Source organism: Haloferax sp. Atlit-12N (assembly GCF_003383095.1).
Taxonomy (GTDB): Archaea; Halobacteriota; Halobacteria; order Halobacteriales; family Haloferacaceae; genus Haloferax.
Genome location: NZ_PSYW01000006.1, coordinates 37103 through 54591 on the forward strand (window position 1 = coordinate 37103; position 17489 = coordinate 54591).

At 62.7% G+C, this 17489-nt stretch carries 36 protein-coding genes; 32 read left to right on the forward strand and 4 right to left on the reverse strand.

All coding sequences use genetic code 11. From position 1 onward, the window contains the following. Window positions 1-21: 21 nt before the first annotated feature. From C5B90_RS19195 to C5B90_RS19205, 3 genes are read right to left on the reverse strand one after another with little or no spacing between them, the layout of a single operon-like run. A complete protein-coding gene (locus C5B90_RS19195; RefSeq protein WP_148708252.1) occupies window positions 22-294 on the reverse strand; it encodes a hypothetical protein in 273 nt (90 codons plus the stop codon). After that, window positions 287-1096 (reverse strand): hypothetical protein, encoded by an 810-nt coding sequence (locus C5B90_RS19200; protein ID WP_115883542.1) that lies wholly within the window; start codon window positions 1094-1096, stop codon window positions 287-289. The genes C5B90_RS19195 and C5B90_RS19200 overlap by 8 nt, the downstream gene beginning before the upstream one ends. A 33-nt stretch (window positions 1097-1129) precedes the next feature. Next, complete coding sequence (locus C5B90_RS19205; RefSeq protein WP_115883566.1) at window positions 1130-1426, reverse strand: winged helix-turn-helix domain-containing protein; 297 nt, start codon at window positions 1424-1426, stop codon at window positions 1130-1132. Window positions 1427-1691: 265 nt separating this feature from the next. On the opposite strand from C5B90_RS19205, the gene C5B90_RS19210 reads away from it, so the two are divergent. From C5B90_RS19210 to C5B90_RS19240, 7 genes are all read left to right on the forward strand, one after another. Then, complete coding sequence (locus tag C5B90_RS19210; RefSeq protein ID WP_115883543.1) at window positions 1692-2012, forward strand: hypothetical protein; 321 nt, start codon at window positions 1692-1694, stop codon at window positions 2010-2012. Further along, window positions 2012-2494 carry a hypothetical protein gene (locus tag C5B90_RS19215; RefSeq protein ID WP_115883544.1) on the forward strand — a complete coding sequence of 161 codons (483 nt, stop codon included), beginning with the start codon at window positions 2012-2014 and terminating at the stop codon, window positions 2492-2494. Before C5B90_RS19210 ends, C5B90_RS19215 begins: the two co-directional genes overlap by 1 nt. Next, window positions 2494-2805, forward strand: coding sequence for a hypothetical protein (locus C5B90_RS19220; RefSeq protein WP_115883545.1), 312 nt, complete (start codon window positions 2494-2496; stop codon window positions 2803-2805). Before C5B90_RS19215 ends, C5B90_RS19220 begins: the two co-directional genes overlap by 1 nt. Further along, window positions 2798-2980: a hypothetical protein gene (locus tag C5B90_RS19225; RefSeq protein WP_148708253.1), complete on the forward strand. Its 183-nt coding sequence runs from the start codon at window positions 2798-2800 to the stop codon at window positions 2978-2980. The genes C5B90_RS19220 and C5B90_RS19225 overlap by 8 nt, the downstream gene beginning before the upstream one ends. A 37-nt stretch (window positions 2981-3017) precedes the next feature. Continuing rightward, window positions 3018-3155 (forward strand): hypothetical protein, encoded by a 138-nt coding sequence (locus C5B90_RS19230; protein ID WP_233512138.1) that lies wholly within the window; start codon window positions 3018-3020, stop codon window positions 3153-3155. Next, window positions 3152-3394 carry a hypothetical protein gene (locus C5B90_RS19235; protein WP_233512140.1) on the forward strand — a complete coding sequence of 81 codons (243 nt, stop codon included), beginning with the start codon at window positions 3152-3154 and terminating at the stop codon, window positions 3392-3394. The genes C5B90_RS19230 and C5B90_RS19235 overlap by 4 nt, the downstream gene beginning before the upstream one ends. 199 nt (window positions 3395-3593) lie before the next feature. Next, window positions 3594-3866, forward strand: coding sequence for a hypothetical protein (locus tag C5B90_RS19240; RefSeq protein ID WP_199517565.1), 273 nt, complete (start codon window positions 3594-3596; stop codon window positions 3864-3866). 8 nt (window positions 3867-3874) lie between these two features. Here C5B90_RS19240 and C5B90_RS19245 read toward each other — a convergent pair whose 3' ends face one another. Continuing rightward, window positions 3875-4264 (reverse strand): PhiH1 repressor, encoded by a 390-nt coding sequence (locus tag C5B90_RS19245; protein ID WP_233512141.1) that lies wholly within the window; start codon window positions 4262-4264, stop codon window positions 3875-3877. Window positions 4265-4471: 207 nt separating this feature from the next. On the opposite strand from C5B90_RS19245, the gene C5B90_RS19250 reads away from it, so the two are divergent. The 25 genes from C5B90_RS19250 to C5B90_RS19345 all read left to right on the forward strand — a co-directional run. Beyond that, window positions 4472-4900: a PadR family transcriptional regulator gene (locus tag C5B90_RS19250; RefSeq protein WP_115883549.1), complete on the forward strand. Its 429-nt coding sequence runs from the start codon at window positions 4472-4474 to the stop codon at window positions 4898-4900. Then, a complete protein-coding gene (locus C5B90_RS19255; RefSeq protein ID WP_148708254.1) occupies window positions 4900-5184 on the forward strand; it encodes a hypothetical protein in 285 nt (94 codons plus the stop codon). Before C5B90_RS19250 ends, C5B90_RS19255 begins: the two co-directional genes overlap by 1 nt. Then, window positions 5177-7060 carry a hypothetical protein gene (locus C5B90_RS19260; RefSeq protein WP_115883551.1) on the forward strand — a complete coding sequence of 628 codons (1884 nt, stop codon included), beginning with the start codon at window positions 5177-5179 and terminating at the stop codon, window positions 7058-7060. The genes C5B90_RS19255 and C5B90_RS19260 overlap by 8 nt, the downstream gene beginning before the upstream one ends. Then, the gene (locus C5B90_RS20630; RefSeq protein ID WP_158547240.1) at window positions 7057-7221 is read left to right on the forward strand and encodes a hypothetical protein; all 165 of its coding nucleotides are present in this window, start codon (window positions 7057-7059) and stop codon (window positions 7219-7221) included. The genes C5B90_RS19260 and C5B90_RS20630 overlap by 4 nt, the downstream gene beginning before the upstream one ends. Further along, window positions 7218-7352, forward strand: a complete 135-nt coding sequence (locus tag C5B90_RS21250; protein WP_255566849.1) for a hypothetical protein — start codon at window positions 7218-7220, stop codon at window positions 7350-7352. Before C5B90_RS20630 ends, C5B90_RS21250 begins: the two co-directional genes overlap by 4 nt. Continuing rightward, window positions 7349-7486, forward strand: a complete 138-nt coding sequence (locus C5B90_RS20635; protein WP_158547241.1) for a hypothetical protein — start codon at window positions 7349-7351, stop codon at window positions 7484-7486. The genes C5B90_RS21250 and C5B90_RS20635 overlap by 4 nt, the downstream gene beginning before the upstream one ends. After that, entirely contained in the window at window positions 7486-7920 is a 435-nt protein-coding gene (locus tag C5B90_RS19265; protein WP_115883552.1) for a hypothetical protein, read from the forward strand. Before C5B90_RS20635 ends, C5B90_RS19265 begins: the two co-directional genes overlap by 1 nt. Next, window positions 7920-8222, forward strand: a complete 303-nt coding sequence (locus tag C5B90_RS19270) for a hypothetical protein (RefSeq protein ID WP_115883553.1) — start codon at window positions 7920-7922, stop codon at window positions 8220-8222. The genes C5B90_RS19265 and C5B90_RS19270 overlap by 1 nt, the downstream gene beginning before the upstream one ends. Further along, complete coding sequence (locus C5B90_RS19275) at window positions 8222-8923, forward strand: hypothetical protein (protein ID WP_115883554.1); 702 nt, start codon at window positions 8222-8224, stop codon at window positions 8921-8923. The genes C5B90_RS19270 and C5B90_RS19275 overlap by 1 nt, the downstream gene beginning before the upstream one ends. Further along, complete coding sequence (locus tag C5B90_RS20445; RefSeq protein ID WP_148708255.1) at window positions 8920-9174, forward strand: hypothetical protein; 255 nt, start codon at window positions 8920-8922, stop codon at window positions 9172-9174. Before C5B90_RS19275 ends, C5B90_RS20445 begins: the two co-directional genes overlap by 4 nt. Before the next feature lies 1 nt (window position 9175). Then, window positions 9176-10114 carry a hypothetical protein gene (locus C5B90_RS19280; RefSeq protein ID WP_115883555.1) on the forward strand — a complete coding sequence of 313 codons (939 nt, stop codon included), beginning with the start codon at window positions 9176-9178 and terminating at the stop codon, window positions 10112-10114. Beyond that, window positions 10114-10815, forward strand: a complete 702-nt coding sequence (locus tag C5B90_RS19285) for a hypothetical protein (protein WP_115883556.1) — start codon at window positions 10114-10116, stop codon at window positions 10813-10815. The genes C5B90_RS19280 and C5B90_RS19285 overlap by 1 nt, the downstream gene beginning before the upstream one ends. 600 nt (window positions 10816-11415) lie before the next feature. Continuing rightward, window positions 11416-11724 (forward strand): hypothetical protein, encoded by a 309-nt coding sequence (locus tag C5B90_RS20450; RefSeq protein ID WP_148708256.1) that lies wholly within the window; start codon window positions 11416-11418, stop codon window positions 11722-11724. 71 nt (window positions 11725-11795) lie between these two features. Beyond that, window positions 11796-12944 (forward strand): hypothetical protein, encoded by a 1149-nt coding sequence (locus C5B90_RS19295; protein WP_115883558.1) that lies wholly within the window; start codon window positions 11796-11798, stop codon window positions 12942-12944. Further along, window positions 12938-13180: a hypothetical protein gene (locus C5B90_RS19300; RefSeq protein ID WP_115883559.1), complete on the forward strand. Its 243-nt coding sequence runs from the start codon at window positions 12938-12940 to the stop codon at window positions 13178-13180. The genes C5B90_RS19295 and C5B90_RS19300 overlap by 7 nt, the downstream gene beginning before the upstream one ends. 4 nt (window positions 13181-13184) lie before the next feature. Further along, complete coding sequence (locus C5B90_RS19305) at window positions 13185-13472, forward strand: hypothetical protein (RefSeq protein WP_115821652.1); 288 nt, start codon at window positions 13185-13187, stop codon at window positions 13470-13472. A gap of 4 nt (window positions 13473-13476) precedes the next feature. Further along, a complete protein-coding gene (locus tag C5B90_RS19310) occupies window positions 13477-13962 on the forward strand; it encodes a helix-turn-helix domain-containing protein (protein WP_115821653.1) in 486 nt (161 codons plus the stop codon). 106 nt (window positions 13963-14068) lie between these two features. Beyond that, entirely contained in the window at window positions 14069-14674 is a 606-nt protein-coding gene (locus tag C5B90_RS19315) for a hypothetical protein (protein WP_233512142.1), read from the forward strand. A 14-nt stretch (window positions 14675-14688) separates the two neighbouring features. Next, window positions 14689-15048: a hypothetical protein gene (locus C5B90_RS19320; protein WP_115883560.1), complete on the forward strand. Its 360-nt coding sequence runs from the start codon at window positions 14689-14691 to the stop codon at window positions 15046-15048. Continuing rightward, on the forward strand, window positions 15023-15322 hold the full coding sequence (locus tag C5B90_RS19325; protein WP_115821656.1) for a hypothetical protein: 300 nt from the start codon (window positions 15023-15025) through the stop codon (window positions 15320-15322). Before C5B90_RS19320 ends, C5B90_RS19325 begins: the two co-directional genes overlap by 26 nt. Beyond that, the gene (locus C5B90_RS19330) at window positions 15319-15603 is read left to right on the forward strand and encodes a hypothetical protein (protein WP_115821657.1); all 285 of its coding nucleotides are present in this window, start codon (window positions 15319-15321) and stop codon (window positions 15601-15603) included. The genes C5B90_RS19325 and C5B90_RS19330 overlap by 4 nt, the downstream gene beginning before the upstream one ends. 7 nt (window positions 15604-15610) lie before the next feature. Then, window positions 15611-15751: a hypothetical protein gene (locus C5B90_RS20640; RefSeq protein WP_158547242.1), complete on the forward strand. Its 141-nt coding sequence runs from the start codon at window positions 15611-15613 to the stop codon at window positions 15749-15751. 108 nt (window positions 15752-15859) lie between these two features. Beyond that, window positions 15860-16570 carry a hypothetical protein gene (locus C5B90_RS19335; protein WP_115883561.1) on the forward strand — a complete coding sequence of 237 codons (711 nt, stop codon included), beginning with the start codon at window positions 15860-15862 and terminating at the stop codon, window positions 16568-16570. Then, window positions 16567-16917: a capsular biosynthesis protein gene (locus C5B90_RS19340; protein WP_115883562.1), complete on the forward strand. Its 351-nt coding sequence runs from the start codon at window positions 16567-16569 to the stop codon at window positions 16915-16917. Before C5B90_RS19335 ends, C5B90_RS19340 begins: the two co-directional genes overlap by 4 nt. Before the next feature lie 4 nt (window positions 16918-16921). Continuing rightward, a partial coding sequence (locus tag C5B90_RS19345; RefSeq protein WP_115883563.1) for a hypothetical protein occupies window positions 16922-17489 on the forward strand: 568 nt, incomplete at its 3' end.

Sequence of the window (17489 nt, forward strand, 5' to 3'; positions counted from 1 at the left end):
CCTCCGGCGGTTGTCCGAGAGTCACCCATGGAACGTCACCTCGACGCCGTTGATCTCGAGCACGCGGTCGCCGCACTCGGGGCACTGCGTCCGGACGTGCTCGGGGAAGTGGAGTTTCCCGTAGCCATCGGCGCGGACAGCATCCGTTTCGATCTCGAACTCGTCGACCCAGCCGTCGCACAGCTCCGGCTCGATGTCCGGCGTCCTGCACCGGACGACGAGACGGTCCTCGACTAGGTCGGCTGGAACGTGCTCGAAGCCGTTGGTCGCGACGAGCGACTCGTGGTCAGTCATCGCGACCACCGAGTCCCTTGATCTGCGGCGCGATCGCCCACGTCACGTCACCGACCTGGATGAACATCGGAAACTCGTCGCGGATGTGGAACCGCCACGTCTCGCCGGCCGGAGATGCTTCGGCGATCGTCTGCATGAAGTCACATCCGAAGACCGCCGACTCAGCGCCCTCACCACGAGTCCGGTGACCGATCAGCAGCTCGATGTCTCCGGCACCCTCGTAGGAGGACGCTGTGAACGCCGCCGAGTCAGCCTCCGTCTGGAACACGATCCCGTCATCTGACTCACGAGCGAGACCATAGAGCACGCCACGCGCACGAGTACCGTCTGCCTCGATGTGCTGGGTGTGGTCGACGTTCGGGAGCGTCGGCATGTCTGGGGCGGGCGCTGTCTCGAAGACGAACCCCCAGCGCTCGTCATCAGGGGCGTCGCCATCGCGGCAAAGCGTGACCGTCGTCTGTTCGTCTTGGTCGCGGTCGATTCGGAGCTCACACCACTCGTCGTCGAGGGCGGAGCACAGCATTTCGAACCAGTCGACATCGCCGACGTCCGCGTTCGCCTGCGACCCGAAGTCAACGGCGACCGTCGTCTCGACCGCGTTGGCCGTCGACGGCGCGCGAATCGGGACAGGACCCGTCGCGATCAACGTCGACGAAGGGTTGAGCGCGGCCACTTGGCACGCCGCCTCGTCGCCGGTCGTGTCGATTTTGATCTGGACTCTGTGCTTGTTGATTGCACCTGCCGCCTGGAGTGCGCTGTGGAGATCGTCGCCGTGGAGATCGACGCTAACGCGGTCGCTCACGGCGTGACCCTCCAGAGAAACTGTTCGTTCCGGTTAGGTTGTGGGTGTTGTTGTCGAGTCGTCATCTGTTTCCTCCTCGCGCGGGTCCTCAACGAACTCGTAGAGTCCGCGAGCCACCTTGCGAATCCATCCGGCATCTCTCAGACGCCGGATGTGGTACTCGACGTTCGACTTCGAGATGCCAGTCTCGTCAATGATGTACCGCGGGTTAGCGCGCCCCCACGGGTCGCCGTTCTCACGGCCACGTTTGAAGACATCCAGCACCTGGTCTTCCCCATCGCTGGGGTCGAAGCTTCGATTGATATCGTTATTCGCCATCGCGCTACTCATCGAGTACCACACCACATAGTACGATGCGGTATGTAATAAATAGTGTGTTGCATTATGCTATACACTATGTTTTGCATAGTTTTATATTGCTGGCAGATCTACCTGTAGGTGTGAAGCGAGGTACGTCGGCCAGAATGGCCGGCCGGTGCTTGAGACACCGACCGCGCTTCCGTGAGAAAGCATGAGTACGAAACAAGTCCACCGTAAAAGCACCAACGATGAATCGCTTGCTACGCGATTCGTCCCGGTCGGCGCTATCAACCCGATGACCGAGGCGAAGCTCCGTGCGTGCAACCAAGTCGAAGCGTCCGATGACGGTGACCACGAGGTCGCTGTCTTCGCCGTCGCCCACCGCCACGGCGTCATACAAAACCCTGTTCGTAAGACAGAGGGGGACGCAGAGGCCGTTCTCTACGTAACTGCCGACGGTGAGCGCTGCACCGAGCGCTGGTACCCTATTCTTGAGGGCGAGTTCGAGAAGATCGACCGGGCGTTCATCGCCGACGAACGCGACCTCGACGAGTCTGGGTCGGGCGCGAAGCGCTTCGCTCCAATCGCCCAGAAGCACCCGGAGGTCGGAGAGTAATGCGCGGCAACGACATCCACTCGCGCGCCGCCCGGCGCGTTCGCGTCGATCACCGGTCGACTGCGACCGACGAGTTCGACCATCGCATCCTCTGCGACGGCGTGCACGACGACGTCGTCGAGGACGACCAACTTGCCCAGCTCGAAGACGCCATCGCGACGGTCGAAGACGTCCGTGATGAGCGCCGGCGTGAGCTCGGCGACACCGACGACTACGACGCGAGGGTCGAATCGGATACTGCAAGTGCGGCTCTGCAACTGCATGACGTCGTCGACCAGCGCGTGATGGAGATCTGCGCCGAGCGCTGTCGGGCCGTCCTCGTCGACGGCGACGAGTGGGTCGAAGAAGGCTGGGAAGACGCCTCGGAGGTCGAAGCCGCTAAGCGCGAAGCGACGAACTGGCTACTTGAGCATCCGGAAACGTGTAAGCGACTGTGGGGACAGCGGTCTCCAACGATGAGCACGCTGGAGGTGCGCGGCTGATGGCGGTCGCTAAGTCCGGAACCATGAGCGACCGCGACCGCCGTGCCCGAGTCGAGCCACTTTCGGCGGAACGCATCGCGCCAGGCATGTTCGCCGTCTCGAATCTCCGCTCAGGGAGCACGTGGATCGTGGACATCCGCGAAGGAGTCTGCGAATGTCCCGACTTTCACTATCGGAGCGGCAAAAACGCAGACGGGTTCGAGTGTAAACACGAGAAGTTCATCAAGAAGATCGCCAACGGGGAACTCTGCTCACACTGCGGGTATGAGCGCTGTCGTCCGTCCTGCCCGGAGCGTGGTCGCGATGAGTGAGTGTGACTGCCCCCTCGAAGGCGATTCGTACGCGACGGCGACGCCCGACGCCTGCAACGAGACCGACGAGACGGGCGACTTCATGTGCTCGAAGCCCGCGGGGCACGACGGCCCGCACGCGGCGTGCAACGTCGTCGAACATCCGTCAAAGGTCTGGGGAGAAGACGATGTTTGACACGCACCGTCGTCACCTTCGGCGCGGAGGGGCTGGAGTGGGGGCACTCGCAGCCGTCACATGGTACGCCGATGCAACCGAAGTCGCGCTGGGTCTGGCCGTCGTCGCCGCGCTTGCGCTGCTCGTCGATTCAAAGTTGACGGAGTCGACGTGGCTCCCGTGGGGTGACGAATGATGCCCCGGTCGTTTTCGGACCTCGACACCTATTTCGAGATCGTCCGCTCGGAGACGTCCATCTCGAACGACGGGCTCCGGATGCGTGAGCCCAAGGCCCTCCGGTGCAGCGAGTGTGGAGCACAGCTTCCTCTAACTCGCGAGCGGTCGCCCGGCATCGAGGAACTCCCACACGAACCAGGGTGCTCGCAGCGCTACGTCACGAGCCGGTACTGGATTCGACAGTTCCAACAAGACTGACGAAGGCCCTCTTTTTGCGTTGGTTAAAACCGTGCGCCTCCGGTCGGGTGTTGGTTAAGACCACTTTCACCCGCCTGCTAACCGCTCTCGTGGCCGTCCGCCGCTCGTCTGACGCTTCTGTCTGCACAATTCGACATTTCACTTTCACTCCGGGTCACAAAATCCGTTTTTAACCCCCATCACGTCACGTTGAGTTGCCATGTCCGCGAAGCCCCCTCTGGTGTGCGATGGGTCCGCCGTCAAGGACGCCGGGCCACTCGTGCGTATCGACCGGAGCCAGTTCACCGACCGCATGCGATACGTCTGCCCCAACGGCCACGCGTCGTGGGCTCCGACGAACTCGCATATCTGGTGCCGGTCCTGCTCGCGGGCATCGGCCAACGACGACGACGTCGATCCTGAACACTACGCAGTGCGTGACAAGAAGACTGGCGAGCTAATCAACTACTCCCGCGTGGAGCTGGTCGAGTGAGAATGAAGTCAGTCAGAAAATTCGATCTCTTTCTTCTCGAGTGTCTCCGTGTCGAGTTCCTCGTCGAGGAACTGCTCGCCGAGTTCGGTGATTCCATAGAGGCCCTTGTCGACGCGGTTAAGCAGACCATATTCGGTCAGCTTCCTGCAGCGGACGCCGGCATATTTACGGCCGATATCAACGCGGGGGACAAGGCCTTCACGAGAGACCGCCAGTGGAGTCAGGTTTCCATCCTGACGAATCGCTTCGAGGATGCGGTCGTCAACTCGGCTCATCCACTCTCCCCGCTTGCGCATGCAGTGTTCATTGACTGTCGTTGTGATATTCCCATCGAACTGGAATATACTCTTACCCAACAGGTCTACAATATTATTCTCTGGGTAACACCCGTTATACATTGGGTAATGAGAGATTCCCAACGGGTAGAAAGTTATTAGTGGGATTGGATTGTGGGTTGACATAGAAGCCGAGACCGCGACACGCACCGCTCAGGTGTAGAAAAGCCGGGTGTAAGGGCACCCGGCTTGCGGGATTGGCTTCCACACGACTACCAGGCCCTCTCTACGAGGACTGGTTCGCTAGTTACCAGGCTAGCGTGGAAAGCCATGTCTACAAAAGACGATTCGCCGGATAAATCAACCGGCACGAACCGGAGTACTGCACGCCGAAACACGACCGCCGCCGCGGACCTCACCGCGTTCCAGAACAACATCCTCGTCATTCTGGCCGAAGAGCCCATGTACGGGCTCGCCATCAAGCGTGAGCTGGAGACGTACTACGGCGAGGACGTCAACCACGGCCGGCTCTACCCCAACCTCGACGACCTCGTCGAACGGGGCTTCGTAAAAAAGAGCGAACTCGACAAGCGGACCAACCAGTACGAGCTGACCGACGACGGCCTCCAGGTCGTTTTCGGACACCTCGACTGGGCGTTCTCGAAGCTCGTCACCGACGACGAGCGCGCCGAGACCGTCACCGACCTCATCGACTCGAACACTGGCCGGGCGCTCGCGACCGACGGGGGCGAGTGCTGATGAGTGATTCAGAACTGGCAGGACTGGCAACCGTGGGTTTCAGCGAGACTCACGGGGTCTGTCTGTTCCTCGGGGAGAGAGACACCGAGTGGCAACAGCTCGAACTCGACGACGAAGAAGGAATCACCGAGACGTACTGGGAGCGACGGATGGTCCTTACGCTCCCGGAACCGATGGACAGTGATGAGTTCCAAGACTTCGTCAAGGAATGCGGTCACATTCGGAACGTCATCGACCAGTGCCTACCCAAAATCGACCTGATTGACGGAGGCGAGCATGAGTGACTCGACGCTCACGCCTGACGACGTCCTCAACACGACGGTCAAGTCTGGCACGGGCTCGTGGTACGAGGTCATCTCGACCGACGAAGACGACACGGTCGAACTGATCGCCGTCGACGCGACCAACACCAGCCGCTCGCGCAGCGTCGACCAGCTCCTCGAGGACCTCAACGAAGGCGACTGGGAGACTGTCTACGAAGGCACGACTCGCGAAGTCGTCGCCGACGGCGGGCACGAGGACGAGGACGAGGGCGCGGCCGACGCCGACACGGAACACTTCGAGACCTTCGCCGGCACGGTCGTGATGGACGCCGACGACACGGGCCACATCATCCTCGACGATGGCAGCGACACGTGTTCGGTCATCCTCGGGGCGTTCGAGACGGCCGTCTCTCCGACAGATGTCGAGATTGGCGACGATCTCGAAGTCCGCGGCCCCGTCGACACCGACGACCGCATCGTCGCCGACGAAGCCGAGTTCATCGACTTCGACCACGGCGTCGACACGGGCGAGCGGCTCGCAACCGACGGTGGTCAGAACATCATCCTCGTCAAGCCGAACGGGAAGCGTGGAATCAAAACACATCACCTGCCATCGGCCGACGACCCAACGAAGCCGAAGTGCCGACTGAACGTCGACGGCCCCTCAGAGTGGCAGCAAACGACAGTCGAAAAGCGGCCTCACACGGAACTGTGCAATCGGTGCGCAGAGAACTGGGGCGGCGGTTCGACCGGCGAGACCATGGCCGACCGACTCGACGAAGCCGACCCTGAAGACCTGGGTCTCTCCCCGTCTGGCGAACGGCTCATCACCGACGGTGGGAACACGTGCTCGGAGTGCGGGGCCGTGCTCCCCGAAGAGATCATCGAAGGTACGGGCGTCTACTGCGACGAGTGCGGGACCGGTCAGATGGTCACCGACGGGGGTGTGACCTCTGGCGACATCAAATCCCGCCCAGCGACGAAGACGATGCACCTCGACGCGCTTCGCGACGAGTGGGCCGAGTGCTGGCACATGCTCGTGGACAACCCCCATGACGCCGATCTCTACAACGCGCTCCACGACCGCGCCGCCAGCATTTCACACACGCTCGAACAGCGTGTCGACGTCCATTACCCCGAGTGCCCGAACTGCGGTGCAACCAGTTGGGGTCAAGAGCCGGGTGAGGCGCTTCTCTGCGGGGACTGTCTTCGGACACCCAACGAGGCCGTGACTGACGCAGTCCACCACGAGTGGGAGCGGATGGGTGAGCGTCGACCGAACGTCGACGACGAGCACGTGCTCGTCACCGACGGCGGGTGTCAGCACCCCGAATCCAAGGTCGTTGAGGAGACCCACCGCTGGGATCTGAACAAAGGCTCACTCTACGTCACTGGCACGTGCCACGAATGCGACATGGACGTCGAAGAGACGTACCGTGTCGTTCGAGAGTCGGTTGAGGTTTCCCCCGAGTACGACCTCGTCGCTGACGGCAGCGGGTACGACGTCGACGGCGAAGCACCACCTGCGACCGGGCAGTCGATGCAGAGCGTCGACGCAGACGCCGCCGAGAACATCTCGAAGCGCGCACGCTCGCAAGTCAAAGCCCGAGCCATGCGGGCACTCATCGAGCCGGGCGACGACGTCCGACTTGACGACGGGAAGCTCTGCCGCGTGATCGAGACGGCGACCGCGGGGCGCTTCACCGGCTACGCGCTCAACGGCCCGGTCGACGTTCAGCAGATTCCGTATAGCGACATCGACTATATCACGGAGACGCGATCCCGGCTCGTCGACGAGCTGTCGCTGCTGTCGGACGACGAACTCGAACGGCAGTTCAAAGCACTCGTCAAAGAGATCGACACCCGCGACCGGGCCATCTGGAGGGCCGACCGATGAGCCGCGGTGTTGAGCAAGCGCTCGAAAAGATTCGAGACGGCGCGTGGGAGCTCGGAAACTACGAAGACGAACTCCCCGAGGACGTGTTCGCGTACTTCGAAGATGAGTACTGCAACATCGAAGACATGGTCGACAAGGGGCTTCAGGAGGTCCGCGAATGAGCCTCGATGAAGCGCGCGAGGACCTCAATGAGGTCGTCCGCAAACACTCGTCGAGCCTCGACGCCGAGGACCTCAAGACGCTGTCAGCAGACCTCGACTCCATCGCGAAGAAGTGGGAGGCCCTGCCATGAGCGCGTCCGACTTCGACTTCGAGCGCCTCGAGGAGGAGGACGTGATGCTCCCGACCAGCGAGGGCGACCTCATGCTCGAGGGCCACGACGGCGCGTGGATGACCTGCGAGCACCCAATGGAGGTTCGCGACTGATGTCGGTTGAGTCGTTCATCGAGAACGCCCCGTCGACGTTCATCCTCGCGACGCAACTGCCGGCTGCTCACGGAACGCCGCTGTCCGAGCTCGCGACGGTCCGGCAGGACTCGTTCGACGATGAAGGTCACGAGTGGGACTTCTACCTCAACGGCTCCGGCGAGCAGCGGACCGATGTCGTTCGGACGCACGGCGACCAGTTCCCCGACGAGTGCGCGATCAACTGGCCAGCGGGTTCGTGTCTGGTCGTCCTGGACGGCGCTGCGCTCGCGGTGCTGAAGCCTGACGAACAGGAACTCTACTGCGACCGCGACGAAACCCACGAGTGGGAGCACGCCATCCTCGGTGCGCTCCACGGCCGACTCACCGAGTTGGGCGTTGACCTACCCCCGCTCGACGAACTCGTTCGCGACCGTGAGGAGGTGCAGGGCTGATGCGGAAGCACTTCTACCTCGTCGTCGAGAGCGAAAAGAACCCAGACCGAGAAGGAGGCGTGTCAATCTACGAGAACCAGCAGCGGCCGTCTTCGAAGAACGAGCAGACCGTGCACCAGATGCGGAACCTCGAAACGAACGAGACGTGGACGAAGACGATGGTGAGTCTCGGATACGTTGACTTCGAGGACGAAGACGACTACGAAGAACGCGCCCACGAGAAGATGCTGGAGAAACTCGCCGAGATTGACGAATCGCACCTGCGTGACGCCGGTCTCGACCCGGAGGAGGTGTTCGACTGATGCGGCGCGTAATCATCGGCCTCGCGACCAGCGGCGTCTCCGAGGACCGGCAGAAAGTCCCGTCGAACCTCGATGGCAGCTACCCTGCTATCGATGTCGAAGAGCGAACCTACCTCGACGGTGAGTCCGTCCACTTCGGGACGGCCGCCGGCCGCATCGACACCCAAGAAACCGACGTCCACATCGACGAGCGCGGTATCCACACCGAGCGCGTGGAGGGGCGAGAAGTCAACGTCACCGACTTCATCTGCGACCCTGCCGCCGGCTGGGTCGGCGTCGATTCGTCGAACGGCGATTGGCTTTTCGAGACGCTGATGGGCGTTTGGAACGCCAACATCCTCCGATGTGAGCTCGACGTCACGGCCTTCGCGAAGCACGTCGACGACCAGGACGGGAACTGCTGGCAGATCGGCTACAAGCACGACCTCGACGATGACGACGATGACGGGCAGGCGAAGTCGGGGACGATGTTCCACCGAGACGCCCATTTCGGCGCGGGCTCCGGTCAGTACACCCAGTTCGGCTACAGCTACCTCTTCGACGACCAGTTCGTTCGCGGAACGGTCGCGCAGTCTGGCTACGTCGCAGAGTTCAACGCTGACAACCCCGAGTTCTTCGCTCGGTGGCTGAAAGAAGAGATCCTCCCGTTCTGTAGCGTCGACGAACCGCCGCAGACGACGATCTCGGAGGTGCGCCGATGAGCGTCGACGAGAACGTGGCAAGCGCGAGAGCTAACCACTCCCCACGTACTCGCCTCGAAGCGATCGTCGATCACGCACTCGAATCGCCAGTCACACAGCCACATCTCGGTGGGATAGACATCGGCTGTGGCGTGTTCATCCACGGCCGACCCGCAGACATCGACCACTACCGCCACAACAAGTGCATGCAGACCAAGTCGTGGATCTCGACTGGGCCAGGAGACATGGTCCCGCTTGAGGAGGTGCGGTGAGATGGCGGCAGCGAACGTCGAGTTCACGGAGACGACCGTCACGCGCTACCATGAGGATCTCCTCGACGACGGCGGGCGCGAACTTCGCGTCCAAGTCGCCGTCGACGACGTCGAGGTCGCAGTCCTCGAGACAGCCGACGAGGGCGTCGCCAAGATCACGGCGATCAACCAGATCGACGATACCGTCCTTCGGCGCGCGTCGTTCGAGGCTGTTGCGGCCGCGGTCGACAAACTCCACAACCAGGGGTTCGAGACCGACCTCGGGCCGCTGGGCCATCTCGCTCGTACTACTCACACGCACTCGCTGAGCGACAGTTGGGAAGACGGCCTCGCGGAACCCACCCAACATGAATTCACGTTTGCATTCACGGCGGAAGGCGATGAGACCGCCCCAACGCTGTCGAGTGACGAAGAGTGGACGCTCGGGAACTCGCTTGAGCCAGAGCCACGCGATGTCGATTCCAACACGAAGTCGGTCGTCACGCCCGCGTCGGGCGAGGTCGGGTTCGGCCCGGTCGTCGACGACGAGGCCGACCAGGACGAGCCCGCTGTCGACGACGCAGACGCTGATGAAGACGAGGATGACGAAGTCTGGTGTGGCATCTGCTTGGAAGGCCCGTTCCAGAGTCTCCCGATTCATCACGGTCGGAGGCACCCGGATGAAGAGCCGGCGCCGATGGATCACGAGCCGTCCCCTGCGTTCGTTGCCCGAGATCCGGAAGCAATCGTCGAGGACGCCAGCACGCCGCGGTCGCTCGAGGAGGTCCTCAACGCGGTCGAACGGCAGGACACCATCATGGACGTCCACCAGCGCATCGCTGGGAACCGGTACAAGAGCACCCAACAGCTGCTCAACGACCTCGGGCTGACGAACCCAGGGGCGTCGGACTTCCACAGTGATGTCGACGAGCGTCTCGACGCGCTCTGGAGGTACCTCTGATGTCGACCGAGGCCAGCGACTGGGCGCACGTCGCGAACGCGAACGGAGACGTGTCGATACAGGCGTGGTGCGACGAGCACCGCTTGCTCCCGCATCTCCTCCCGTTCGAGTACCGGAAGACGACGCCCATCGAGTTCCTCGAAGCCGTCGTCGACGGGCTCGACGACATCCCGAAGACGGCCGCGACGTTCCGTCCGACGAAGATCGACGGCGTCGAGCACGCCCCTGCTGCAGGCGCGAACATCATGACGGACATGCTCGGTACGCTCGGCTCGTGGCGCGTGGAAGAGACCACGCCCACGCGCTGGACCAACCCGCAGTACGTCCATCTCGATTCGCTGCAGACGATGCCAGAGAAAGGCGACCGGATGGAGATCATCGAGCGCTGTGCGGCTTACGGAACGCTCACCGTAGGTGACGTTGCCCCGCGTCTCGGGATCACCAAAGGGAGTCTGCGGCGGTGGCTCACGCGAAAGAACGTCCCCTGGAGTCACCTCCGGCACGAGGGGATCGTTCGACTCGCCCGGACGCTCCGAACTGCTTCGGAGTGGGGCTACTCGGAGCGCCGGCACGCTCGGGTCCTCCCTCGCGCAGAGGGGACTGTCCGGTCGTGGATTCAGAATCACGCTCGAGACACCGACTTCGAGCCGCCGGCTGACCCGAGTGGCGAGCAGTGGTTCATGGGGGGTCAGATCCGATGACCCTCGAACGCTCTGTCGTCTGGTGGGTGCTGCTGTGCTCAGCTGTCGTGGTCACCGCTCACCTGGGGGTAACTTGGTGACATGTCCGTGCAGCCGAGTACCAACAGCCCCGCGAACGCGTGGGCGTCTCAAGACGGTCAGGTCGTCGCGCGCCTCGAGTCAGGTGGCCGGTCGCACGCCCAGCGGCGATGGGACGAACGCTGCCCGCCGGAGTGGGAAGAGTTCTCAGTCCGCGCAGCATGGCTCGACGGCGAGCCGTGGGACGTCCCCGGCGACGACAGCGCTGCCCGGCTCCACAAACCCTCCGGGATGCTCGTCATTTCGACGTACGGATTTCTCACGAGCGTTGTCCGTGCTCGCTGGAGGGGTTACGATGAGTGAAAATCGAACGCCGGCGTCAGACAATCGGCCAAACTATAAGACCCACGACAGAGAAGAAACCGGATATGCAACGCTGACGCTCATCGGACGTGAGGTCCGGGGACATCCCCGGCGACCTCGCGGCCACCGGGGACGGTCCACCAGAAGGAAGTTGACACCTGTCTCTTCTCGTGGTTCCGTCTTAACGTTTGCCCCATCGAAGAGCCGTGGCTTTCTCACGTGCGGTTCGATGGCGACGCCGGTGGCTTCGACGAGCGTCTCGACCAGCATCGCTCACGAAGCAACACAGACCACCGCTACCTCGATGCAACACGAGACCACGACGACCACGACGACCGACTCGAACCGCTGTTCTCCCGAGAGAGAATTTTTTTCTTCTCGACGCGCCCCGCGAGAGTACGACGGGGTAACCCGCGAGAAGCCGAACAGCCGCCTCACCACCTCGAAGTCCCAGAATCACCAATCAACCACGAGGGGGTCGGTTCCGGAGGAACCACCGACCCCCTCCCCTGCCTCACATCAGACTGATGTGAGTGGTGGGTGTGGAGAACACCGACTCACATCAGACTGCTGTGAGGGTGTTCGTGGGGGTGAAGCCGATGCGTGACCGGACTCTCCTCGACTGGCGAGTCCCGGAAGCCGAGTGGGAACGGTTCGTCGAACACGTCGAAAACGAGTTCGGCAGTATCGAGGGCTATCTCGGCCGTGAGGCGGAGGCCGCGATGCGAGAGTATGCGGACACCGACGGCTACGCCGGTGTCGAAGAGCGTGTCGACCGACTCGTCAAGGCGGCAGGTCGCTCCTCCGATGGCGGCAGCGAAGAAAAAAATTCTCAGTTCAACGGCGTCCCGACGACCCGGGTTACGGTCCGCGTCGACCCTGATGTGAAGGACGACTTCCGCGCCGCGGCGAAGAAAAGCGACCAGTCGTACGGGGTCACATTCGCCCGCGCGATCCAGACGTACCGCGACGGTGGTCGCGCCGCCCGCCTGGAGCGCCGGCTCGACCGCGTCCTCGACGACGCCGAGAAGATGCTTGAGCAGGTGGCTGAAGACAGCGACGACGACAGCGTCTCGATGGGGAAGCACCAGCGCTGCGTCATCGCGATTTGCAACGAGCTTGGGGAGGAGTTCGTCGACGACGAACTTGAACGCGCCATCCGGAACATCGCGAATGTCCACTCGGAGAAGTCGATTCGCGACTACCGCCAAGACGTGATCGAGCGGCTCGACGTCGAACCGCATCCGAACGTCCCGCACCTGTGGGTGCAGCCAGAGAAAGCTGAACGCCTGTGTCCTGGCGTTCCGAAAGAGTGCCGGCGTCCGGTTGAGCACCTCAGCTCTGACGACCGTGTCAGGCGGCTCAAATTAGCTGCCGGCCGGCGTGCCGCATCGACTGACGCGGGGAAGATCAGGGTCACCGCCACAGAGATTCGTGAGCAAGTCTTCGACAACGAGACGTCGCGGAAGACGACGCGTGAGCTGATGCGCTCGGCTTCACAGACGACCACGGGCGTGGGATTCGATGGCGAGACCTCGCCAGCCGCCCTGCAGGTCAACCTTCGCGTCCTCGGTGAGACAGAGTTCGACCTCTGGGACGACATCATCGACTACCGCGACAATACCGACAGCGGGCTCCTCTCTTCGTCGGCGCCGACGACGATGGACGACTTTGTGAGTTCGCCAGACGAGGCCAGTTCGGGCGGCCAACCGGCGGCTTCAGACGGGGGTGAAGACGGACCATGGTGAGCGATGAGACCCCAACCGACAGCGACGGCTCCAGCGATGACGAGCTGGTCGACGATCTCGGCATCGCCGGCAAGATCGGGACGTACACCCCTCCAGGAGGAGACCCCGAGCCCTGCCGCATCCGGGGTTCGCGTCGCGTCACCACGAACCGCTGTCGAATGCTCATCCGCGTCGAGGACAACGACCGCATCATCGACACGGATGGAACGCGCGTCCAGGTCAAAGGGGTGCTGTGAGCCGATGCCGACCGAATGGCAGTCAGCCAACCTCGAAGAGCGACCGTGTTTCCCCGACCTCAAAGCAGACATCGGCGAAGACCCGGCGCGGTTTCTCGCGGAGCCGCTGGAGCCGGACGCCGGCGACGGAGCGTCGGGGATGCTCGCCCTCGCTCGCATCCGCGGCCTGGAGACGATCACCAAGGTCCGGGCGTTCCGAGCGGTCGAGCGAGCACTCCATGACGGCGAACGGCAGGCGATCAAAGACGCGCTCGACAAGCGCGAACGAGAGTTATCGAACGAGGTTCAATGAACGCATGACGGACCTATCCCACCAAGAGCGCAAGGAACGCATTGCACGAGATGGCGGAGACCCGAACGACACGGTCTGGCGAGCGGGATCACAGGGCGCGTACCACGAAGACCGCGACTGTACCCGACTCTCAGCCACGAAATCGAAAGAAGCAACCCGAAAAGAGGCTCAAAAGCGGTTCTGCTACCCGTGTGGGTTCTGTGTCCTCGGAGAATTCAAAGAGGGATCGTCAAATCGTTCTCCTCGACGAGAGACAGAACTCACAGTCCCCGACGAGCTGTCGGACTCCGACGTCGCGAGTAAACTCGTGTGGCTTCAACTCGCGATCAACGGGGCGCTCTCCACAGCTGAACTAATCGACCAGACAAAGCTTTCGCGAAGCTCCGTTGATCGTGGTGTCAACACGCTTCGTGAGAGGGGGTTAGTCAATTCGATGCCTGATCCGACCGACGCCCGCCGGCAGCAACACAGACTGGTCAGCCCTCCCTGAATATCCGTCATACTGACGCATATCTATCTCGCTTAAGGGCGTGCAGTAACGTATAAATATCAAGTAAGGGCACCCGGCCGACTGAGGCGCTTTGCGGGAGGCGCCGATGACGGAGTCCGAGCAGCCCTGCGTCTATCCTATGAAAGGAACTTGCCAATTCGACCCGAGCAGCGGCGCTGAACTCGGGGAGATACAGTACCTCCCAGACGGAACGACCGGTCGCGAGGTCGTTTCGGACCCGTGGGGCGTCCACTGGACGGCAGCGCGTGAGGGCGCGCTCACCCACGGCGAGCATCGTTCGTCGACGACGGCACTCACCAGCTACTTCCGACGCGTCCAACGCGAGGTCCGCGACGGCACGGAGACAGCGTCGCTCACACGGGCGGCGTCCCTCGCGATCCGGCGGCTCAAGCGAGCGGCCACCGACGAACTCGACACGTTCGTCTGGCTCGCGACGGCCGAGCGCCTTGCTGAAAAAGGCTACTGGAGCGCGTGGATGCTCAACCACCACGTGCCGCGCTGTCCGCACTGCCACTCGGAGACGAAGTTCCGACCTGGAGTCGGGATGCACGAGGCAGTCTGCGCATCGTCGCCCACCCAGCACGGGGCCGTCGACAAAGCAATCGAAGCACGCGTTCGGTCACTCCTCGAAGCGGCGTTCGACGACGTCGCATTTGACGAGGATGACCCTGCGCCGCTGGCGCTGTTCTGAATTCACGTGCATTCATGGCTGTCGAGCCTCCTCCAGCCGAGTTTACGGCATACGAGCCGACTCGCCACGTGATTCAGCACGCCAAAGGCCTCTCGAAAGGCCCGAACCGTCACGTCGACGCGGACCTCCTACGCGAATGTATCGAATCCGGGGCAGCTCGCAAAGTCAACCGCGGCATGTGGCGCTTCGAGAAAGAGATCGCAGGCGTCGAGTTCGCAGTCGTCGTCTCGAGCGACTCCAACGAGATCATCACCGCGTTCCCAACCGTCGTCAATCGAGCGGAAGCCGAGCACATCGGCTACTGGGCGGACGATGAACTCGACGACCTCGAAGCGGCACAGGAGTATCATGAGCAAAAACCCCGAGAGTACTGAATATCAGCTCACCGACGCGGACTTCGACGCGGCCGCCGAAGAGATCTCTCGCCGCGTCGCCCGCATCGAGGACTCTCCAACCGGCCGCGCGTTCGCGACTGGGATGCTCAAAGCCGCCGTCCTCTTCGAACACCGCCTCCGGAAACGAGGAGCGGTCGACGAAGACCCATGCACAGACCACGGCGACCGCTGGCCGGACTGCGATGAGTGTGGGTCTGGAGGTGGCGGCCTCTGCCCCGTGTGCAAGAACCAAGCGGAGCGACACACGCGATGACCGGGCGCACCAGCCTCACCGTCGACGACGACGTCGGCGAGCGCTTCCGAAGCTTCTGGGACGAAGACAACGAGACGGTCACCGAGTTCGTCGACCGCGTCTGCGACGTCCTCGAACGCGTCGACGCCGATGGCCTCCCAGACGACACTGAATTCAACTCGAATTCAGACGAGACAGACGCGCTCCCCGACAATCTCCTCACAACCGACCACATCGACGACATCGCAAACGCCGCGTCAACCCAGACAACGCGCGATATCGAGTCGCTCTTGCGACGGTGAATTCAAAATGGCATTCACGTGTTCTGCGCAGGTAGACGCCGACTGCGTCGGGGATGGGCTCTGGAACGCCGCGTACGAGTCCGATGATGGCCAGCCCGTCTGCGTCATGTGCGCCCTCGAACTCGGCCTCACAGACCGCGACGTCTAGCCGTTTCTGACATACACTCTCCCGCTGGCGACGATGTCTCCTCGAGCTTCGCTGTACCGTATTTAAACTACATACGTTCATCCGACACCATACGACGTTTTCACTTTCATGTCCACCCGCGAACGCAGAGTTACACTTGCCCTCAAGTGGCACCATCTCGACAATCTCTCGCCAGCGGAGATTCGAGACCGCTTCGAGGAAGAGGGAATCGGCGACTACACCAAGTCGACGATCCGCGACTACCTCAACGACAAGCCAAAAGAAGCGATCATCGAGCAGATCGAGAAGAAGCACGCCGACGTCCGGCTCCAGTCTGCCGAGCGCTACGAGCGCCTCTACCAGGACGCGCGTCACGACCTCGAGGAACTCGCCGTCGAGGACGAGCCCGTCCGGCGCGTCGTCCCCAAGATGGACTACGTCGACACCGACCGGGAGTCGCCAATGCCATACCCAGCGTGGGAGTTCGTCGAGCCGGGCGACGACGACCGCCCCGAGTGGGCGACCGACCGAGACGTCATCGTCCGCTTCCTCGACGACGAGCGGACACACGTCATGCCAGGGAACCCGTACCCCAAGCGAAGCATCGACGGAACGGCCGCCTACACGACCGAGATGGTCGGTCTCCGCCGTGATCAGCCCGACCTCCAGAAGCGACAGTCGGCCCGCCGCGAGATGGCCACACGGCAAGACCAGAAAGTCGACGTGCTCGTTGCGGACGAACTCAACATCAACCACGACGGCGAGATCGAACACGACGTCGGCCTCGACGAAGCGACCCAAGAGATCATCGAGGACCTCGGCGAGGACTTCAAGGCATGACCGACAACGAGCTGGTCGACGACCACGGTGCCCAGGTGGACGCCGGCGACCGCGTCCTCGTCGACTTCGACAACACACTCACCGAAGGAGACGTCGCATACTGGGAAGGAGAAAGACCCGACCCGGACGACGACGTCGTCGACGCGGTCAACGAGTGCTACTTCGCTGGGTGCACGGTCATCGTCTGGACGGCGCGCCCTTGGAGCGAGGCGGCTCGCCTCGCCGCACACCTCACCGAGTGGGGCGTCCGCTGGCACGGGCTTCGGTGCGACAAAGGCTCGGGAGACGTCTACGTCGACGACAAAGCACTCCGACCGGACACGTTCGCGGACGCCACCTCCAACTGACCCCATGACGCCGCTTGCCTTCCACATCGCCGCTCGCCTCGTCAGCGACGGCTCCGAGACAGCGGCCGACCAGAAGGCACGGTTCGGGCGCTACGTCAACGAGCAACCGGAGTTCGCACGGTCGCAGTACATGCCCGACCTCGTCCGAGACAACATCGTCGACGTCGTCCGCCTCGAGTTCGCGCTGTCGCCGCCGGCGACCCCTGACGACCACGACCCTATCCGCAAGCGCGACTACCGGGACTTCTGGCTCGACGCCGTCGGGAGTGAGCCGTGGGACATCTACTCAATCGCCGAGGACATGGCCGCCCGATTCGACCTCAACCCCGGCTGGGCGTTCAAGACGGCGCGCCAGCACCTCAACCAGCTCGTCCTTCAGGCGCGGATGCGCGGCTATCGCGAACAGCCGCTGGCCGGCCGTCGCTTCCGCTGGGGTGGCCCCGAACCCGACCACCCAGCGTGTGAGTGGATCCAACAGCAGGTCCCGCCCGAGGGCCTCCCATATCACAAACTGGTCGACCTGATGCAAGAGGCCAAACGCCGGTTCGTCAAGGACCCACCGTCGTCGACGC

What these genes read in the sequence shown, in the direction of transcription:
- C5B90_RS19195 (WP_148708252.1), bottom strand. Translation starts at nt 294, where the DNA reads ATGACTGACCACGAGTCGCTCGTCGCGACCAACGGCTTCGAGCACGTT.
- C5B90_RS19205 (WP_115883566.1), bottom strand. Translation starts at nt 1,426, where the DNA reads ATGAGTAGCGCGATGGCGAATAACGATATCAATCGAAGCTTCGACCCC.
- C5B90_RS19210 (WP_115883543.1), top strand. Translation starts at nt 1,692, where the DNA reads ATGACCGAGGCGAAGCTCCGTGCGTGCAACCAAGTCGAAGCGTCCGAT.
- C5B90_RS19215 (WP_115883544.1), top strand. Translation starts at nt 2,012, where the DNA reads ATGCGCGGCAACGACATCCACTCGCGCGCCGCCCGGCGCGTTCGCGTC.
- C5B90_RS19220 (WP_115883545.1), top strand. Translation starts at nt 2,494, where the DNA reads ATGGCGGTCGCTAAGTCCGGAACCATGAGCGACCGCGACCGCCGTGCC.
- C5B90_RS19225 (WP_148708253.1), top strand. Translation starts at nt 2,798, where the DNA reads ATGAGTGAGTGTGACTGCCCCCTCGAAGGCGATTCGTACGCGACGGCG.
- C5B90_RS19235 (WP_233512140.1), top strand. Translation starts at nt 3,152, where the DNA reads ATGATGCCCCGGTCGTTTTCGGACCTCGACACCTATTTCGAGATCGTC.
- C5B90_RS19240 (WP_199517565.1), top strand. Translation starts at nt 3,594, where the DNA reads ATGTCCGCGAAGCCCCCTCTGGTGTGCGATGGGTCCGCCGTCAAGGAC.
- C5B90_RS19245 (WP_233512141.1), bottom strand. Translation starts at nt 4,264, where the DNA reads ATGTATAACGGGTGTTACCCAGAGAATAATATTGTAGACCTGTTGGGT.
- C5B90_RS19250 (WP_115883549.1), top strand. Translation starts at nt 4,472, where the DNA reads ATGTCTACAAAAGACGATTCGCCGGATAAATCAACCGGCACGAACCGG.
- C5B90_RS19255 (WP_148708254.1), top strand. Translation starts at nt 4,900, where the DNA reads ATGAGTGATTCAGAACTGGCAGGACTGGCAACCGTGGGTTTCAGCGAG.
- C5B90_RS19260 (WP_115883551.1), top strand. Translation starts at nt 5,177, where the DNA reads ATGAGTGACTCGACGCTCACGCCTGACGACGTCCTCAACACGACGGTC.
- C5B90_RS20630 (WP_158547240.1), top strand. Translation starts at nt 7,057, where the DNA reads ATGAGCCGCGGTGTTGAGCAAGCGCTCGAAAAGATTCGAGACGGCGCG.
- C5B90_RS21250 (WP_255566849.1), top strand. Translation starts at nt 7,218, where the DNA reads ATGAGCCTCGATGAAGCGCGCGAGGACCTCAATGAGGTCGTCCGCAAA.
- C5B90_RS20635 (WP_158547241.1), top strand. Translation starts at nt 7,349, where the DNA reads ATGAGCGCGTCCGACTTCGACTTCGAGCGCCTCGAGGAGGAGGACGTG.
- C5B90_RS19265 (WP_115883552.1), top strand. Translation starts at nt 7,486, where the DNA reads ATGTCGGTTGAGTCGTTCATCGAGAACGCCCCGTCGACGTTCATCCTC.
- C5B90_RS19270 (WP_115883553.1), top strand. Translation starts at nt 7,920, where the DNA reads ATGCGGAAGCACTTCTACCTCGTCGTCGAGAGCGAAAAGAACCCAGAC.
- C5B90_RS19275 (WP_115883554.1), top strand. Translation starts at nt 8,222, where the DNA reads ATGCGGCGCGTAATCATCGGCCTCGCGACCAGCGGCGTCTCCGAGGAC.
- C5B90_RS20445 (WP_148708255.1), top strand. Translation starts at nt 8,920, where the DNA reads ATGAGCGTCGACGAGAACGTGGCAAGCGCGAGAGCTAACCACTCCCCA.
- C5B90_RS19280 (WP_115883555.1), top strand. Translation starts at nt 9,176, where the DNA reads ATGGCGGCAGCGAACGTCGAGTTCACGGAGACGACCGTCACGCGCTAC.
- C5B90_RS19285 (WP_115883556.1), top strand. Translation starts at nt 10,114, where the DNA reads ATGTCGACCGAGGCCAGCGACTGGGCGCACGTCGCGAACGCGAACGGA.
- C5B90_RS19295 (WP_115883558.1), top strand. Translation starts at nt 11,796, where the DNA reads ATGCGTGACCGGACTCTCCTCGACTGGCGAGTCCCGGAAGCCGAGTGG.
- C5B90_RS19300 (WP_115883559.1), top strand. Translation starts at nt 12,938, where the DNA reads ATGGTGAGCGATGAGACCCCAACCGACAGCGACGGCTCCAGCGATGAC.
- C5B90_RS19305 (WP_115821652.1), top strand. Translation starts at nt 13,185, where the DNA reads ATGCCGACCGAATGGCAGTCAGCCAACCTCGAAGAGCGACCGTGTTTC.
- C5B90_RS19310 (WP_115821653.1), top strand. Translation starts at nt 13,477, where the DNA reads ATGACGGACCTATCCCACCAAGAGCGCAAGGAACGCATTGCACGAGAT.
- C5B90_RS19315 (WP_233512142.1), top strand. Translation starts at nt 14,069, where the DNA reads ATGACGGAGTCCGAGCAGCCCTGCGTCTATCCTATGAAAGGAACTTGC.
- C5B90_RS19320 (WP_115883560.1), top strand. Translation starts at nt 14,689, where the DNA reads ATGGCTGTCGAGCCTCCTCCAGCCGAGTTTACGGCATACGAGCCGACT.
- C5B90_RS19325 (WP_115821656.1), top strand. Translation starts at nt 15,023, where the DNA reads ATGAGCAAAAACCCCGAGAGTACTGAATATCAGCTCACCGACGCGGAC.
- C5B90_RS19330 (WP_115821657.1), top strand. Translation starts at nt 15,319, where the DNA reads ATGACCGGGCGCACCAGCCTCACCGTCGACGACGACGTCGGCGAGCGC.
- C5B90_RS20640 (WP_158547242.1), top strand. Translation starts at nt 15,611, where the DNA reads ATGGCATTCACGTGTTCTGCGCAGGTAGACGCCGACTGCGTCGGGGAT.
- C5B90_RS19335 (WP_115883561.1), top strand. Translation starts at nt 15,860, where the DNA reads ATGTCCACCCGCGAACGCAGAGTTACACTTGCCCTCAAGTGGCACCAT.
- C5B90_RS19340 (WP_115883562.1), top strand. Translation starts at nt 16,567, where the DNA reads ATGACCGACAACGAGCTGGTCGACGACCACGGTGCCCAGGTGGACGCC.